Raw genomic sequence first — 14,859 nt, 5'->3', positions numbered from 1 at the left:
GCGCATGATGACACGCGACCAGATCTCTTTCACCCCCCGCGCCTGGACCGAACTTGGCCTGCTGGCGCTGATCTGGGGGGCCACGTTCCTTGCTGTCCGGCTGGCGCTGGACGAAGTCCCCGTCCTGACCAACGTGTTGCATCGCACCTTCTGGGCCGCCCTTGCGCTGTGGCTCTGGGTGGCGGTCAAAAGGCTGCATGTGCCGCGTGATCTTGGCACCTGGGGCGCCTTTCTGGTCATGGGATTGCTCAACAATATCATACCTTTCGGGCTGTTCGCCTGGGGCCAGCTGACGATCGAGAGCGGGCTGACGGCGATCCTGAACGGGGCGACGGCGCTGTTTGGCGTGCTGGTCGCGGCGCTGGTCTTTCCCGATGAACGGCTGAGCGCGCGCAAGCTGGCCGGGGTGGCGCTGGGACTGGGCGGCGTGGCGCTGGCCATCGGGCCCGAGGCGCTGCGCGGGTTCGATCCCCGCTCGCTGGCCCAGCTGGCCGTGCTGACCGGCACGCTGTCCTATGCGCTGGCCGGGGCCTGGGCCCGGCGCACGCTGGGCGGGCTGCGCCCCGAGGTCGCCGCCGCGGGCATGTTGACCGGGGCCAGCCTGCTGCTCTTGCCCGCCACGCTGCTGATCGACGGCATGCCGCGGTTCGACCTGCAGCCGCGGACCTGGGGCGCCATCGGCTATGCCTCGATCCTGGGCACGGCGGCGGCCTACCTGCTCTATTACCGCGTGCTGGCGATGGTCGGAGCCGGCAACCTGCTGATCGTCACGCTGATCATTCCGCCGATCGCCATCGTGCTGGGCGCGCTGGTCCTGGGCGAGACGTTGCAGCCGACCTCGTTTGCGGGCTTTGGCCTGCTGGCACTGGGGCTGCTGGTCATCAACGGGCGCCGGCCCCGCCTGTGGCCCCGCGCCACCCGGCCGCGTCGCGCGACGGATGCGTTGAACGCGCCAGAGTGAACGACTGGCATTTGCGCTTGCCGGCCGAATCGAGCATGACGGTTCAATGACAATCGCCGATCATCCCGAAGCGCCGCGCAGGCGCGCGCTCTGCGTCCACCTGCTGACCGCCACCGGCGCGGTCTTTGCCATGCTGGCCATGCTGGCCGCCGTCCAGTCGCAATGGTCCATCATGTTCCTTTGGCTGGTCGTGGCCTTTGCCGTCGACGGCATCGACGGCCCGCTGGCGCGCAAGTACGATGTGAAATCCAATGCCCCGCGCTTTGACGGCGTGCTGCTGGACCTGATCATCGATTACCTGACCTATGTCTTCATCCCGGCCTTCGCGCTGTTCAAATCGGGCTTGCTGCCGGGCTGGACGGGCTGGGTGGCGATCATTGTCGTGACCTTTGCCTCGGCCATGTATTTCGCCGATACGCGTATGAAAACAGATGATAATTCCTTCCAGGGATTCCCCGGTTGCTGGAACATGCTGGTCATCGTCCTGTTTGCGCTCAAGCCCGATTTCTGGGTCATCCTGACGCTGGTCGTGCTGCTGGCGCTGGCCATGTTCCTGCCGCTGAAATTCATCCACCCCGTGCGCACCCGACGCTGGCGGGCGCTGTCGCTGCCAATGGCCCTGGCCTGGACCTTTTTTGCCGGCTGGGCGGCCTGGGTCGATTTCCATCCCCAGAGCTGGGCTCATTGGGGGCTGGTGCTGACCTCGGTCTACCTGATCCTGGCGGGCATCCTGCAACAGGTCTTTCCGCCTCGCCGCAACTGACCGGTTTCCACGGCGGCCGCGCCGTATTAAGGAAGCCCGAACGGAAAGACGCAGGGCAAAGAAGGGCTTCGATGATCTACGACAGTGCCGCGGCATGGCGGGCGGCCGACCGCAAGCGGATCCTCTTCTTCGGCATGTCCGGGCTGGGCAAGACCTACCTGTCGCAGATGCTGCGCGACCAGGGCAGCTGGTTCCACTATTCCATCGATTACCGCATCGGCACGCGCTACATGGGCGAATACATCGCCGACAACGCCAAGGCCGAGGCGATGAAGGTGCCGTTCCTGCGCGAGCTGCTGCTGACGGATTCGATCTATATCGGATCCAACATCACCTTTCAGAACCTCCAGCCCGTGTCGGCCTACCTGGGCAAGCCCGGCGACCCCGACAAGGGCGGGGTCGAGATCGACGAATACCGCCGCCGCCAGGACCAGTTCGAACAGGCCGAGATCAAGGCCCTGATGGATACCGGTTATTTCATCGAACGGGCCGAGCGGCTGTATGGCTATCCGCATTTCATCTGCGACACCGGCGGGTCGATCTGCGAATGGGCCGATCCCGACAACCCCGACGATCCGCTGCTGAGCGAACTGGCCCAGCATTGCCTGATGATCTGGATCGAAGGTTCGGACGCCCATACCGAAGAGCTGGTGCGCCGGTTCGACCGGGCGCCCAAGCCCATGGCCTATCAGCCGCAATTTCTGGCCCGCATGTGGGACAGCTATCTGGCCGAAACCGGCCTGCCCGCCGGCCGGGTCGATCCCGATACCTTCATCCGCTGGACCTATGCCCAGGCCCTCGCCCATCGCCAGCCGCGCTATCGGGCCATGGCCCGTTGGGGTGTGACCGTCTCGGCCGACGACGTGCGCGACGTGGGCACCGAGGCCGAATTCACAGAGTTGATCGCCGACGCCCTTGAGAAGCGCGCACGCGAGGGATAAGCCGGACTTCCGCAAACGTCCAAGGACCCTGCCCGATGCCCATCAAACTGCCCTCCGACCTGCCCGCCTATCGCATCCTGCAGAGCGAGGGCGTGATGGTCATGCCGGAGGACCGGGCGGCGCAGCAGGACATCCGGCCGATGCGCATCGGCCTGCTCAACCTGATGCCCAAGAAGATCCAGACCGAGACGCAGTTCTCGCGGCTGCTGGGCGCGACGCCGTTGCAGGTCGAGCTGACGCTGATGAAGATGACCGACCATCTGTCGCGCAATGTCTCGGCCGAGCACATGGACAGCTTTTACACCGATTTCGCCGAGGTCGAGGCCAGCGGCGAGAAGTTCGACGGCATGATCATCACCGGCGCGCCGATCGAGCATCTCGATTACGAGGACGTGACCTATTGGGACGAACTCGCGCGGATCTTCGACTGGACCCAGACCCATGTGCATTCGACCTTCGGGGTCTGCTGGGGCGCCATGGCGATGATCCGGCACTTCCACGGCATCGACAAGCACATGCTGGATGCCAAGGCCTTTGGCTGTTTCCGCCACCAGAACCTGGCCCCGGCCTCGCCCTACCTGCGCGGCTTTGCCGATGATTTCGTCGTGCCGGTCAGCCGCTGGACCGAGATGCGCCAGGACGAGATCGACCGGGGCGAAGGGCTGATCACGCTCCTGGGCTCGGACGAGGTCGGGCCCTGCCTGGTGCAGGACCCGGGCCGGCGCGCGCTCTATATCTTCAACCACCTGGAATATGACAGCGACACGCTGAAACAGGAATATGACCGCGATGTTGCCGCCGGCGAGCCGATCAACGTGCCGCGCAACTATTACCCCGACGACGACCCGACCCGCCCGCCGCTCAACCGCTGGCGCAGCCATGCCCACCTGCTCTATGGAAACTGGCTGTCCGAGATCTATCTGACCACGCCATACGACATTTCGCAGATCGGCGTCAGTTCGGTCGACCTGCGCATCTGAGCGGAGGAATGATGGCAAAGGCCCTGGGCCTCGGGCTGATCGCGCTGGTGATCGTCCTATTGCTGGCCACGGCCCTGGTGCTGTGGCGGGCCGCGCGCAACGAAGCCCGGGCCGAGGCGACCTGGCCGCCCGAAGGCCGTTTGCTGCAGGTCGAAGGCCAGCAGGTCCACGCGGTTGTCATGGGCCAGGGGCCGGATGTCGTGCTGATCCATGGCACCGGGGGCAACACCCGCGACATGACGCTGGACCTGGCGCCACGGCTGGCCAGTCGCTATCGGGTCATTGTCTTTGACCGGCCGGGCATGGGCTATTCCACCGCGCCCGAAACCGGCGCCACCATCGTCGACCAGGCGCGCATCCTGGCCGGGGCCGCGCGGTTGCTGGGCGCCGAGCGGCCGATCGTCATGGGGCAATCCTATGGCGGGGCGGTGGCCTTGGCCTGGGCGGCCCACCTGCCCGACCGACTGTCCGCGCTGGTGACCGTGGCCGCGCCGTCCAACCCCTGGCCGCGCGACCTGCCCCGGCTTTATGCCATCACGTCCCACCCGCTGGGCAAGGCCGTGGTCGTGCCGCTGATGACGGCCTTTGTCTCCGAGGATTACGTCAGCCGCACCATCGCCGGCATCTTCGCGCCCCAGGATCCGCCGCCGGGCTATGCCCGTGCCGTGGCGCCGGGCCTGACCCTGCGCCGCGCGTCCCTGCGCGCCACCGCCCGCCAGCGCGCCGGCCTGCTCGACCAGATCACCGCGCTGGTGCCGGCCTATGACCGCATTGCCGTGCCCGTCGAAATCCTGCATGGCCAGGCCGACACCACCGTTTCGCCCGACCTGCACGCCCGCCCGCTGCCCGGACAGATCGACGGCGCCCGGCTGACCCTGCTGCCCGGGATCGGCCACATGGTCCATCATGCCGATCCCGCCGCCACCATCGCCGCCATCGACCGCGCCGCCCTGCGCGCGGATTTGCGTAAACCCGATTAACATTCCATATAGGGTCAACGACCAGCCCGAGGATCCGCCCCATGGCCTTGCCCTTCGACGGTGCCATCAGCGCCTTTTACGCCGCCTCCGCCCCCGACGAGATCCGCGAACGGATCAAGGGGGCGAAATCCAAGGACATCATCGATCCGGGCTATCCCTACGACGCCCGCCTCGATGCCAAAGCCTATGACGCCGCCCATGACGCGCTGCAGGTCGAATTGGTCAAGATGCAGGCCTGGGCCAAGGCCACGGGCCAGCGCATTGCCATCCTCTTCGAAGGCCGCGACGCCGCCGGCAAGGGCGGCACGATCAAGCGCTTCCGCGAGAACCTCAACCCGCGCGGCGCCCGGGTCGTGGCGTTGTCGAAACCCTCGGATGCCGAGGCGTCGCAATGGTATTTCCAGCGCTATATCAGCCACTTGCCCTCGGCCGGCGAGATCGTGTTCTTTGACCGGTCCTGGTACAATCGCGGCGTGGTCGAACATGTCTTCGGCTTTTGCGGCGAAGAGGAGCGCGAACGGTTCTTCCGCCAGGTGATGCCCTTTGAACAGGCCCTGGTCGGGGATGGCATCCGGCTGTTCAAGCTCTGGCTCAATGTCGGCCGGGCCGAACAGCTGCGCCGGTTCCTGGCCCGCGAACAGGACCCGCTGAAACACTGGAAACTCAGCCAGATCGATGTCGAGGGGCTGGGCAAATGGGATGAATATTCGGCCGCCATCCTCGAAACCCTGACCCGGTCGCATGACAGCCGCTCGCCCTGGACCGTGGTGCGCAGCGACGACAAGCGCCGCGCCCGGCTGGCGGCCATCCGCCACGTGCTGGCCGCGCTGGATTACGACGGCAAGGACGCCAAGGCCCTCGGCCCGCCCGATCCGGCCATCTGCGGGGGCCCGGACATCTGGGATGCCTAAGAAACGCGGCTATCACCACGGCAACCTGCGCCAGGCGCTGGTCGAGGCCGCGCTTGGCCTGATCGAGGAAAAGGGCCCCACCGGGTTCACGCTGAGCCAGGCCGCCAAGGAAGCCGGGGTCACGCCGGCCGCCGTCTACCGCCATTTCGAAGGCCGCGAGGACCTGATCGCCGAGGTGGCCCGGCAGGGCTACGAGATTTTCGCCGACGTGATCCAATATGCCTATGACACCGGCCAGCCTTCGGCCCTGGCCGCCTTCGAGGCGACCGGCCGGGCCTACCTGGCCTTTGCGCGCAAGTATCCGGGCCATTACATCGCCATGTTCGAAAGCGGTATTTCGGCCAACCGCGTGCCGGGCCTGGCCGCTGCGGCGGCCCGGGCACGGGCCGTTCTGGAACAGGCCGCGGCCGATCTGTCGCAACATATCCCGCCCGAACGCCGGCCCCCACCGTCGATGTTCTCGGCCCATATCTGGGCGATGAGCCATGGCGTGGTCGAGCTTTATGCCCGCGGTCCGGGCGCGCAATCGCCCTTTCCGCCCGAGGATCTTCTGGAAACCGGCATCGGCATCTACCTGCGCGGGCTCGGCCTGATCCCCCCCGACGCCTGACACCCGCGACACCTGAAAACCGCGACACCGGGGGGACGCGCCGCGTCCGCCCGGGGGAGCCACGCCCGCCCTAGAGCGCCGAGCGCCAGGGATAACGCCGCCGGCCCTTGGCCCCGATCCAGCGCTTGCGCCAGTCGCGAAAGGTCGTCCGCCGCAACACCCGGGGCAGCCGCGCCACCACCGCCCGGTAATAGGCCGGCACCACCCGCCGTTGCCAGGGTTTGCCCCGCCGCCCGGCGTAATGCAGGATCGCCGGATCCTCCCGCGCGGCCTCCAGGTCGGCCAGCGTATAGACCGATTGCAGGTAGGCCCAATCGCGCGAGGCGGTGATGTCCTCGGTCTCGTAGACGTCTTCCAGCACGACGTAATCAAAGGGCAGCCGGCGGATGCGGTCGGTCGCGATGTTGAGAATGTCCAGGTCGAAGAACTTCAGCCGATCGCCCATCTCCTCGATCACGTCGAAATAGCGCCCCACCGCCCCGCGCTGGCGCATGCGTTCAAGGTTCATCACCATGAAACCCGAGAAATATATGGTATCCTTTGGGTTTTCCGGGAAATGCCGATGCGTCACGTTTTGCGGCCCATTGCCCTCGGCCGCCACGCCCGCCCAATCGGCGCCGCCATCGCATGCCAGGTCGGTGGCAAAGGCCGCGCCCATGTCGCGGGTAAAGAACACGTCGACATCGGAATAGATCGCCTTGTCCAGCCCGTCGAGCACCTCGGGCGCCAGCAGCCGGTAATAGACGATCTCGGTCCAGCTGCCCTTGTTCTTCGGCACGCCTTCGAACCGTTCGGGCGCGATCTCGTGATAGGCGATCTTGTGGCGCGTGCCGGCAACCAGGCTGTCAAACCCGCCGCGGATTGCCGGGCCGAACCCCGGGTGAAAGATATGGATGTCATAGGTCGTGCCCGGCGCGGCGGCATCAAGCATCGACAGCATGCTGACCCCGGCGCCCAGAAGGATACGATCATCAAAACAGAAAATGACTGGAATTTCAGTCTGTTCCTCGGGGCTCTTCACCCTGCCCTCCTGCATCTCGCGGCGGTCATCCGTCACAGGCCAGCCCTCTCAGGTTGACCAGCGAGCTTTCATAGATCGCCGTGGCCGTGGCCTCCATCCCCGCCTGCAGCGCGGCATAGGTCCCGGCATCCATGTCGGTGGCCCGGGCCATGGCCCCCATCAGCCCATCGTCATCGCCATAGACCAGCGCATTGGTCGCGTTGAACCGGGTCAGCCGGGCAAAGGCCTCTTGCAACAGGATCGGCTTGGCAAAACCATAGGCCAGCTGGAACGCGCCCGACGTGCCGCCGGTGCGATAGAAATCATGGTCGGGATTGTCGGCCTGGAACGAGGTCAGCAGGAAATCGGCCGCCTCGACCTCGTCGTAGAGCCGGTCAAATGGCAGCCGGCCCAAGGGCACGACATGGTCGCGCAGGGCGTCGGGCACCGGATCGCGCCCGGGCTTGCCAATGACCCGTATCTCGAAATTGCGCCGCCCGCCGGCGATCAGCCTTTCGGCCGTCTGGTAGACCAGCGGCGCATTGCCCCGCTTGGCCCGCAGCGCGCCGACCATGACAAAGACCGTCCGGTCGCCATTGCGCGGCCCGTGGCGGACCGTGCCGAAATCATGCGGGTTGACCACGACCGACCGGGCGCCCTTGTAATCGAGTGTGCGCAGGGTGATCGTTTGCGGGTCCCAGGCGCCGCAATCGATGCGCGGCCGGGCGTCATGCTCGACCAGAAGCACGCGATCGGGCCGTGTCTGGCCGAACACCCGGGCCAGGTCGACCGCCCCGTCGGGCCCGTCGGGCAGCTTGCCGGCCGTGGTCACCAGGATGCCGGCCGCCTGCCGGATCTCGGGCCGCTGCACGAACCGCCGGATCTGGCGCTGGCTCAGCCCGCCATGGCGGATGCCCGTGGGATCGAACCGCGCGAACAGCCCTTCGTCCAGCCGCGCCGGGGTCATCAGCACCAGCACGTCGAAGCCCAGGTCGCGCAGGTAACGCGCATAGCCCGGCACGATCTCGCCATGGCTTTTGGAACAGGGTTCCCACAGGATGAACGTGTCGGGCCGCACCTCCGGCCAGGGGGCCATCAGCCGTTTCACCCGCTCGACCAGATTGCTGCCCATGGCGCTGCCCCTGCCTGCCGCCCGTTTCCTTGCCGCCCACATAGCCCGACCGGCCGCCAAGGGCCAGCGGCATGGGTGCAAAAGCAAAGGGGCCGCCCAAAGGCGACCCCCAAATTCTTGTCCAATCCGACAGGATCAGCGCTTCGAGAACTGGAAGCTCCTGCGAGCCTTGGCCCGGCCGTATTTCTTCCGTTCGACGACGCGGCTGTCGCGCGTCAGGAAGCCGGCGGCTTTCAGCGCGGGGCGCAGCGACGGATCATAGAGCTGCAGCGCCTTCGAGATGCCGTGCTTGACCGCACCGGCCTGGCCCGACAGACCACCGCCCTTGACGGTTGCCATCACATCGAACTGGCCTTCGACACCGGCCACGGTGAAGGGCTGGCGCAGGATCATCTGCAGCACCGGGCGACCGAAGTACACCTGGATTTCCTTGCCGTTCACGGTCACCTTGCCCGAACCCGGCTTGATCCAGACGCGTGCGACGGCGTCCTTCCGCTTGCCGGTGGCATAGGAGCGGCCCAGGCTGTCACGCACGGGTTCGCGGTTGATTTCTTCTTCGGCAGCAGCAACGGCGCCGGTCTCGGTCACGGCCGCTTCGAGGCCTTCGAGCGATTTGATTTCCTCAGCCATCCGTCTCAGCTCCGGGTGTTCTTCTTGTTCATCGCCTTGACGTCGAGCACTTCGGGGCTTTGCGCCTCGTGGGGATGCTCGGCGCCGGCATAGATGCGCAGGTTGGTCATCTGCTGGCGGGACAGGCGATTGCCCGGCAGCATGCGTTTCACGGCCTGGAAGACCACGCGCTCGGGGTGGGCCCCTTCGAGGATCTGCTGCTTGGTGCGGCTCTTGATCCCGCCGGGGTGGCCGGTGTGCCAGTAGAAGTGTTCTTCACGCTTCTTGCCGGTCATCTGCACCTTGTCGGCGTTGATGACGATGACATTGTCGCCCATGTCCATGTGCGGGGTGAAGGTCGCCTTGTGCTTGCCGCGCAGGCGCATCGCGACGATCGAGGCAAGACGGCCCAGAACCACGCCCTCGGCGTCGATCAGGATCCATTTCTTGTCGATGTCTGCGTGTTTTGCAGAAAAGGTTTTCATAACAGGTCAGCCCTGGTTTTGATTGGAAAGACCGGCACCTTGCGGGCCGGTCCGATATTGGATGGGGCGATGTACAAGACAAGCGCGTCGCCCGTCAATACGCACAAACCAGATTTAATCACTCCAAAACAATGGCTTGCAATTTAGGTATCTATATACCCCACATTTCTACACCTCGATCCGCTCCGGCGGGTTGTCCAGCAGGTCGCGCAGGCGGTGCAACGCGTCTTCGAACCGGGTCAGCGGGATGCCGGCATTGACGGCAAAGCGCACCGCATGGGGCGTGTTGGCGTTGCGCGGGGCGAAATCCTCGGCCGAGCGCAGTTGCACGCCGCGCGCCTCGGCGGCCCGGCAAAAGGCTCCGGCCCGCCAGCCCTGCGGCAGTTCCAGCCAGAGAAACGCGGCTTCTTCCCGCCATTTCAGATCGTAGCGGCCCAGGATGTTGACCGCGCTTTGCACGTAGCGGCCGACAACTCCGGCCACGTGATCGGCCAGGCCCTGCACGCGCGGGTCGCTCAGCAGCATCTCGGTCAGGTCGGTCATCGGCGTGGCCAGGCCAAAGAACCCGTGTTCCGCCGCCCGGCGCAGAGCGGCGGCCGCGCCTTCGGGGGCCACGCCGAACCCCACGCGCAAGGCGGGGGTCAGGCTCTTGGACAGCGAGGCGACATACCACGCGCGTTCCGGCGCCAGTACGCGATAGGACGGCGTGACCGCCCGGCGCATCTGGTAACAATCGTCTTCCAGGATCTGCAGGTCCAGCTTGCGCGCCACCTCGGCCAGCGCCTTGCGGCGATGCAGCGGCGTGGTGATCAATGTCGGATTGTGGATTTCCGGCGAGGTACACAGCACCTGCGCGTCACAGCCCCGGGCCGCGGCTTCCACCGCTTCGGGGATCAGCCCTTCGCCATCCATGGCCACGGGGATGACATCGGCGCGCAGCAGTTCGGCCGCCCGACGGAAGCCCGGATAGGACAGGTCTTCGACCAGGATCGCCGGCCGCCGCCCGCGCAACGTGGCCTGCAGCACCAGCGAAATGCCGTTCTGGCCGCCATTGGTCAGCACGATGTCATCGGCCCCCACTGTTCCGATCGGCGCATCGGCCAGCCAGCGGGCCACGGCCTCGCGCGCCGGGCGCGAATTGGCACGGCTGGGGTAATGCATCAGGCCCGAAGGCGGGTCTTCGGCCACGCGGGCCAGCAATTCGCGGATCAGCCGGGCCTGGCCGACACTGGGCAGATGCGGCGAAAAGAGATTGACGTCATCATTGTCGAACAGGCCGGTGCCATGGGCGATGACGTCAACCTCCAGCGGCCCGGCGGCGATGTATTCCGGGTCAGGCTCGGGCGGCGGATGTGCCACGAATGTGCCCCGGCCCACCTCGCCCTGCAACAGCCCCTCATCGGTCAGTACCCCATAGGCCCGGGCCACGGTGCCCGGCGTGATGCCCAGCCGATAGGCCAGCTCGCGCACCGGCGGCAGCTTGGCGCCCGGCACCAGGACACCCGACGCGATGCGTTTCCGGATCTTTTCCGCGACCAGTTCGTATTTCGGCCCTTTGACGTTTTTCAGAGGAGCCGACCAAATTGTATCCATCACAATGTTTCTCTGGCTTTGGTACATCTGCGAGCGTATCAAGATAATGTACCGAATAATGACCCTTTGTGTCAATACAATCGAAAGGATGTTCCAATGACACGCACCCTGACCACACGGACCTTGTCGCCGCTCGCCGCAGCCCCTCGCCTGCCGCTGACCGCTCTGTTCGCTGTGAAGGTGGCTGCGGTCATTACGCTCTGGGATACCCGAAAACGCACCCGAAACGACCTGGCGCGGCTCGAGGATCACATGCTCGCCGATATTGGCGTGACCCGGAGCGAGGCCCAGAAGGAAGCCCGCCGGCCCTTCTGGATGGCCTGAACACATCTCCCCGAGGCCACTGATTTTACAGGACCTCTTCCTGGCCGGGCATTGCCCGGCCTTTTTTGTTTCATGCGACCTCTTGCGCCCTGAACCCGCGGATCGACGCGATGGGCCAACTCCGCGTTTACACCATGATCCCTGCACAATTGTACCACGGGCCACCCGAACAAACGATACAATGCCCCCCTATCCAACATTGTAGCAAGCCCACCCAACACGCCTGACATCCGCCCGCCAACGCCAACGCGCTTTTTTGCCGGTGCAGCGAAAAAATCCTTGATCGAGTCGGAGACAGGCCCTAGGTCCGCCCTCGTTGCGGAACCGATCCCAACCCCGCAAGGGGGGGCGCTAAGGGACCGCCGGATTGTTATCTGCTGGAACGAAGGGGAGCGCCATGAAGGACGCCAACCTCTTCCAACTGGGGATCGGTCTGGAGACAGGCGCCCATGAGGAAGATACCGCACGCGGTGTGACCGCTTGCATGCAAACCATTGATTCGAATGTCGTCTTTGACGGCGACATTGCCGTGCCGGCGAATGATGCCGGCCTGCAAACACCGCTCAGCCCGCTGGACAGTGACCGCGAGGATCACTTCATCCGGCGTGACGGCGCGGTCTTTGCCGGAACTCATCTGATCATCGAAGTGGTCGATGGCCACGGGCTGGACGACGAAGATCGCATCCAGCAGGCCTTCCGCGATTGTGTCGATACATGTGGCGCGACGCTGCTGCACATTCATACGCACAAGTTCAGCCCCCAGGGCGTGAGCGGCGTGGCCGTGCTGGCCGAAAGCCATATCTCGGTCCACACCTGGCCCGAAATTGGCTATGGCGCCTTCGACGTCTTCATGTGCGGCGATGCCCAGCCCTGGAAGGCCGTCGATGTGCTGAAAGCGGCCTTCGGCACCGCGGATGTGCGGGTCAAGGAGCTGCGGCGCGGCGAAGGCCTCGTCGAGGCACCGGAGGTCGCGGCATGACCGAGTGGATGAAGGAAACGCTCTATCCCGAATATGCCCAGGCGCTTTCGATCGACGAGTTGCTGTATGACAGCGAGACCGAGCATCAGCGACTGAAAGTGTTTCAGAACAATCGCTTCGGCCGTGTCCTGACGCTGGATGACGTCGTGCAGACGACCGAAGGCGATAATTTCATCTACCACGAGATGCTGACCCATGTGCCGATCCTGGCGCATGGCGCCGCCAAGCGCGTGCTGATCATCGGCGGTGGTGATGGCGGCATGGCCCGCGAGGTTTTGCGGCACGCGTCCGTCGAACATGTGACCATGGTGGAAATCGACGCCGGTGTGGTTGAGTTTTCAAAGACTTATCTGCCCATGCTCAGCCAGGGCGCCTTTGACGATCCCCGCCTGAACCTGGTCATTGCCGATGGTGCGGATTTCATGAAGGCGCCCGGCGGCACGTTCGACGTGATCATCGTCGACAGCACCGATCCCATCGGTCCCGGTGAGGTTTTGTTCACGGATACCTTCTATGGTCACGCGCAACAGGCCTTGGCTCCCGGCGGCATCCTTGTCACCCAAAACGGCGTGCCCTTCCAGCAAGGAGAAGAGCTGACCAACACGCTGCGCGCCTTCAAGGCGCTCTTTGCCGATTGGGGCTGCTATCTGGCCACCGTTCCGACCTATGCGGGCGGACCGATGGCCTTTGGCTGGGCCACCGACGGCGACGCCCGCGCCGTCGACCTGGCCGTTCTGGAGACCCGCTTTATCCAGGCGGGGCTGCAGACCGATTATTATACGCCCGAGGTCCACAAGGCGGCCTTTGCCCTGCCCGGCTACGTCCGCAGGCTGCTGCCCTGACCCGAGATCGACCGGGCGAGCCATCGCCCGGTTGTCATCGCCCGGTTGTCCAGGCGCCTGCCGCCAAAGGCCTGGGCCCAAAAGCGCACCGTTCACCCAAGCCAACCATGACGTCGCTCACCCGGGCCAGACTGTGCATCGTTCAAAATCGCATCACCGGGGTCACCGGCAAACATCGACCATGGACCACGTGCCCTGCCGAATGCGTCGCGGCGCACGTGTAATCCGACGCGCCAACCGCGCTTTACGCAATGCCCGGCCGGCCGGATCGGGCCACGTTGCCCCGCTTTCCACCCTCGCATATACCCGAACAGGATTCGACGCCTGGAACGAGGGAACGGCATGAAAACCGACAAGATCGCGGCCATGACAATGGTTTACGGCTCCGAGAGGCTGCTGAAACTCTGGGTCGAACATTACGGGCGGCTGGTCGGCCACGAGCATCTTTGCGTCATCAGCCACGGCGACAATCCCGTTCACCGCGAAATCTGCCAGGGGCTGAACCACATCGTCCTGCCGCGCGCCTTCGACAAGACATTCTCGCTGCTGCGCACCAAGATGGTGACCAACATGGTCGACGCCTTCCTGTCGGCCTATCACGCCGTGGTTTTCACCGATGTCGACGAATTCATCGCCCTCGACCCGGCCGTCGACATGAGTTTTGCCGATTACCTACGCGCGCAGGACCCGACGATGGCCCGCGCGCCGATCGGGCTGAACGTCGTGCCCGCCGAGGTATTTGACCCCGAAGCACCGAAGGACGATGCCGAAGCCCCGCTGTCGCATCCGCTGCGCATCAACCACGATGTGGTCTTTGCACCGCACATGTGCAAACCGATGGTGACCTACAAGCGCACCTCTTATATCCACGGCTTTCACGGCACCGTGCGATATGGCCCCAACCAGGAGGCCGACATGCTGCTGGACCCGAACCTGGTCCAGTTCCACCTGAAGTACATCGTCGATTATGATAGCCGTTACAAAGCCTTGACCGCTGATCTGGACGCCGTGCGCGAACAGCACCCGGACACCAAGAACCAGCAGCATTGGAAGGATGCCGACGACGTCTACAGCGATTTCGTCGCCCGCCTGCGCCGCAATCCGCACCTGGGACAGGCCCGGCCCGCTGATATCATCGACGGAAAGGTCGAGCTGGTCCGCCGCAACGAGAAACCCGCAGCCTATGGCATCCGCACTGTGGACGGCAAACGGCCCGAGCAGGCCTTTACCCTTCCGCCGGAATTCCGCGAGCTGATCTAGCCGGCGCGCGCTGCGGCCGAGCCGTCGGGCGGAATGGAATACGTCAGGCTGGCCCGGGCGACGGGCGTGGTGCTGCCTTCGGACATCATCAGCACGTCACCCACGGCCAGCACCCGGCCGAGTTTCAGCAACCGCCCCCGGGCCAGCAGATCGCAGCCCGAAGCCGGCTTGCGCATGAAGTCAATCGAACAATTGGTCGTCACGGCCAGCGCGCGCCGGCCGACCATCGACAGGACCAGCGCGTAGACCGTGACATCGGCCAGGGCGAACATCGACGGGCCCGACACCGTACCGCCCGGCCTAAGGTGGCCGTCGCCGACATGCAGGCGCATGGTGATATCCATCGGCGCTAGCTCATCCACCGAAAACTGCCCGCGCACCTGCGGAAACACCTCGTCCAGGTAGGCGCCAAGCGCCTCGCGGTCCAATGCAAGCCCCATGCTTTTCCTCTCCCTCGCTTGGCCTTAGGGTGCAGGCATCGCACGGGAG

The 14,859-nt window shown here is 65.1% G+C and carries 17 protein-coding genes; 11 read left to right on the top strand and 6 right to left on the bottom strand.

The genetic code is table 11. The annotated features are described in order from the left end of the window. Positions 1-4: 4 nt before the first annotated feature. The 7 genes from ACK3BB_RS13540 to ACK3BB_RS13510 all read left to right on the top strand — a co-directional run bounded on the left by ACK3BB_RS13540 (position 5) and on the right by ACK3BB_RS13510 (position 6,146). The gene (locus tag ACK3BB_RS13540) at positions 5-961 is read left to right on the top strand and encodes a DMT family transporter (RefSeq protein ID WP_428925173.1); all 957 of its coding nucleotides are present in this window, start codon (positions 5-7) and stop codon (positions 959-961) included. A gap of 46 nt (positions 962-1,007) precedes the next feature. Further along, entirely contained in the window at positions 1,008-1,724 is a 717-nt protein-coding gene (locus ACK3BB_RS13535) for a CDP-alcohol phosphatidyltransferase family protein (RefSeq protein ID WP_428925172.1), read from the top strand. A gap of 71 nt (positions 1,725-1,795) precedes the next feature. Beyond that, the gene (locus ACK3BB_RS13530) at positions 1,796-2,665 is read left to right on the top strand and encodes an ATPase (RefSeq protein ID WP_428925171.1); all 870 of its coding nucleotides are present in this window, start codon (positions 1,796-1,798) and stop codon (positions 2,663-2,665) included. A gap of 35 nt (positions 2,666-2,700) precedes the next feature. Further along, a complete protein-coding gene (gene metA, locus ACK3BB_RS13525; RefSeq protein WP_428925170.1) occupies positions 2,701-3,645 on the top strand; it encodes a homoserine O-acetyltransferase MetA in 945 nt (314 codons plus the stop codon). An 11-nt stretch (positions 3,646-3,656) separates the two neighbouring features. Next, complete coding sequence (locus tag ACK3BB_RS13520) at positions 3,657-4,625, top strand: alpha/beta fold hydrolase (RefSeq protein WP_428925169.1); 969 nt, start codon at positions 3,657-3,659, stop codon at positions 4,623-4,625. A 41-nt stretch (positions 4,626-4,666) separates the two neighbouring features. Then, positions 4,667-5,536 carry a polyphosphate kinase 2 gene (ppk2, locus tag ACK3BB_RS13515; protein WP_428925168.1) on the top strand — a complete coding sequence of 290 codons (870 nt, stop codon included), beginning with the start codon at positions 4,667-4,669 and terminating at the stop codon, positions 5,534-5,536. Beyond that, entirely contained in the window at positions 5,529-6,146 is a 618-nt protein-coding gene (locus tag ACK3BB_RS13510; RefSeq protein ID WP_428925167.1) for a TetR/AcrR family transcriptional regulator, read from the top strand. The genes ppk2 and ACK3BB_RS13510 overlap by 8 nt, the downstream gene beginning before the upstream one ends. A 70-nt stretch (positions 6,147-6,216) precedes the next feature. Here ACK3BB_RS13510 and ACK3BB_RS13505 read toward each other — a convergent pair whose 3' ends face one another. From ACK3BB_RS13505 to ACK3BB_RS13485, 5 genes are all read right to left on the bottom strand, one after another. Further along, entirely contained in the window at positions 6,217-7,182 is a 966-nt protein-coding gene (locus tag ACK3BB_RS13505) for a glycosyltransferase family 8 protein (RefSeq protein ID WP_428928737.1), read from the bottom strand. Between the two features lie 10 nt (positions 7,183-7,192). Continuing rightward, entirely contained in the window at positions 7,193-8,278 is a 1,086-nt protein-coding gene (locus ACK3BB_RS13500) for a hypothetical protein (protein ID WP_428925166.1), read from the bottom strand. Positions 8,279-8,413: 135 nt separating this feature from the next. Then, positions 8,414-8,908, bottom strand: a complete 495-nt coding sequence (gene rpsI / locus ACK3BB_RS13495) for a 30S ribosomal protein S9 (protein ID WP_428925165.1) — start codon at positions 8,906-8,908, stop codon at positions 8,414-8,416. 5 nt (positions 8,909-8,913) lie between these two features. Continuing rightward, positions 8,914-9,372 carry a 50S ribosomal protein L13 gene (gene rplM / locus ACK3BB_RS13490; protein ID WP_428925164.1) on the bottom strand — a complete coding sequence of 153 codons (459 nt, stop codon included), beginning with the start codon at positions 9,370-9,372 and terminating at the stop codon, positions 8,914-8,916. A 168-nt stretch (positions 9,373-9,540) separates the two neighbouring features. Then, positions 9,541-10,965, bottom strand: a complete 1,425-nt coding sequence (locus ACK3BB_RS13485) for a PLP-dependent aminotransferase family protein (protein WP_428925163.1) — start codon at positions 10,963-10,965, stop codon at positions 9,541-9,543. A 96-nt stretch (positions 10,966-11,061) separates the two neighbouring features. Here ACK3BB_RS13485 and ACK3BB_RS13480 point away from each other — a divergent pair, with 96 nt between their 5' ends. The 4 genes from ACK3BB_RS13480 to ACK3BB_RS13465 all read left to right on the top strand — a co-directional run bounded on the left by ACK3BB_RS13480 (position 11,062) and on the right by ACK3BB_RS13465 (position 14,370). Beyond that, positions 11,062-11,289 carry a DUF1127 domain-containing protein gene (locus ACK3BB_RS13480; RefSeq protein ID WP_428925162.1) on the top strand — a complete coding sequence of 76 codons (228 nt, stop codon included), beginning with the start codon at positions 11,062-11,064 and terminating at the stop codon, positions 11,287-11,289. Between the two features lie 397 nt (positions 11,290-11,686). Next, positions 11,687-12,268, top strand: coding sequence for an adenosylmethionine decarboxylase (gene speD / locus ACK3BB_RS13475; RefSeq protein WP_428925161.1), 582 nt, complete (start codon positions 11,687-11,689; stop codon positions 12,266-12,268). After that, positions 12,265-13,110 carry a polyamine aminopropyltransferase gene (gene speE, locus ACK3BB_RS13470; RefSeq protein WP_428925160.1) on the top strand — a complete coding sequence of 282 codons (846 nt, stop codon included), beginning with the start codon at positions 12,265-12,267 and terminating at the stop codon, positions 13,108-13,110. The genes speD and speE overlap by 4 nt, the downstream gene beginning before the upstream one ends. Before the next feature lie 342 nt (positions 13,111-13,452). After that, positions 13,453-14,370, top strand: a complete 918-nt coding sequence (locus ACK3BB_RS13465; RefSeq protein WP_428925159.1) for a glycosyltransferase family 2 protein — start codon at positions 13,453-13,455, stop codon at positions 14,368-14,370. Here ACK3BB_RS13465 and ACK3BB_RS13460 read toward each other — a convergent pair. Further along, the gene (locus ACK3BB_RS13460) at positions 14,367-14,810 is read right to left on the bottom strand and encodes a PaaI family thioesterase (protein WP_428925158.1); all 444 of its coding nucleotides are present in this window, start codon (positions 14,808-14,810) and stop codon (positions 14,367-14,369) included. The genes ACK3BB_RS13465 and ACK3BB_RS13460 overlap by 4 nt on opposite strands. Positions 14,811-14,859 lie beyond the last annotated feature (49 nt).

Source organism: Marinibacterium sp. SX1, assembly GCF_050389775.1.
Taxonomy (GTDB): Bacteria; Pseudomonadota; Alphaproteobacteria; order Rhodobacterales; family Rhodobacteraceae; genus Marinibacterium.
This window is presented reverse-complemented; position numbering and strand designations above follow the sequence as displayed.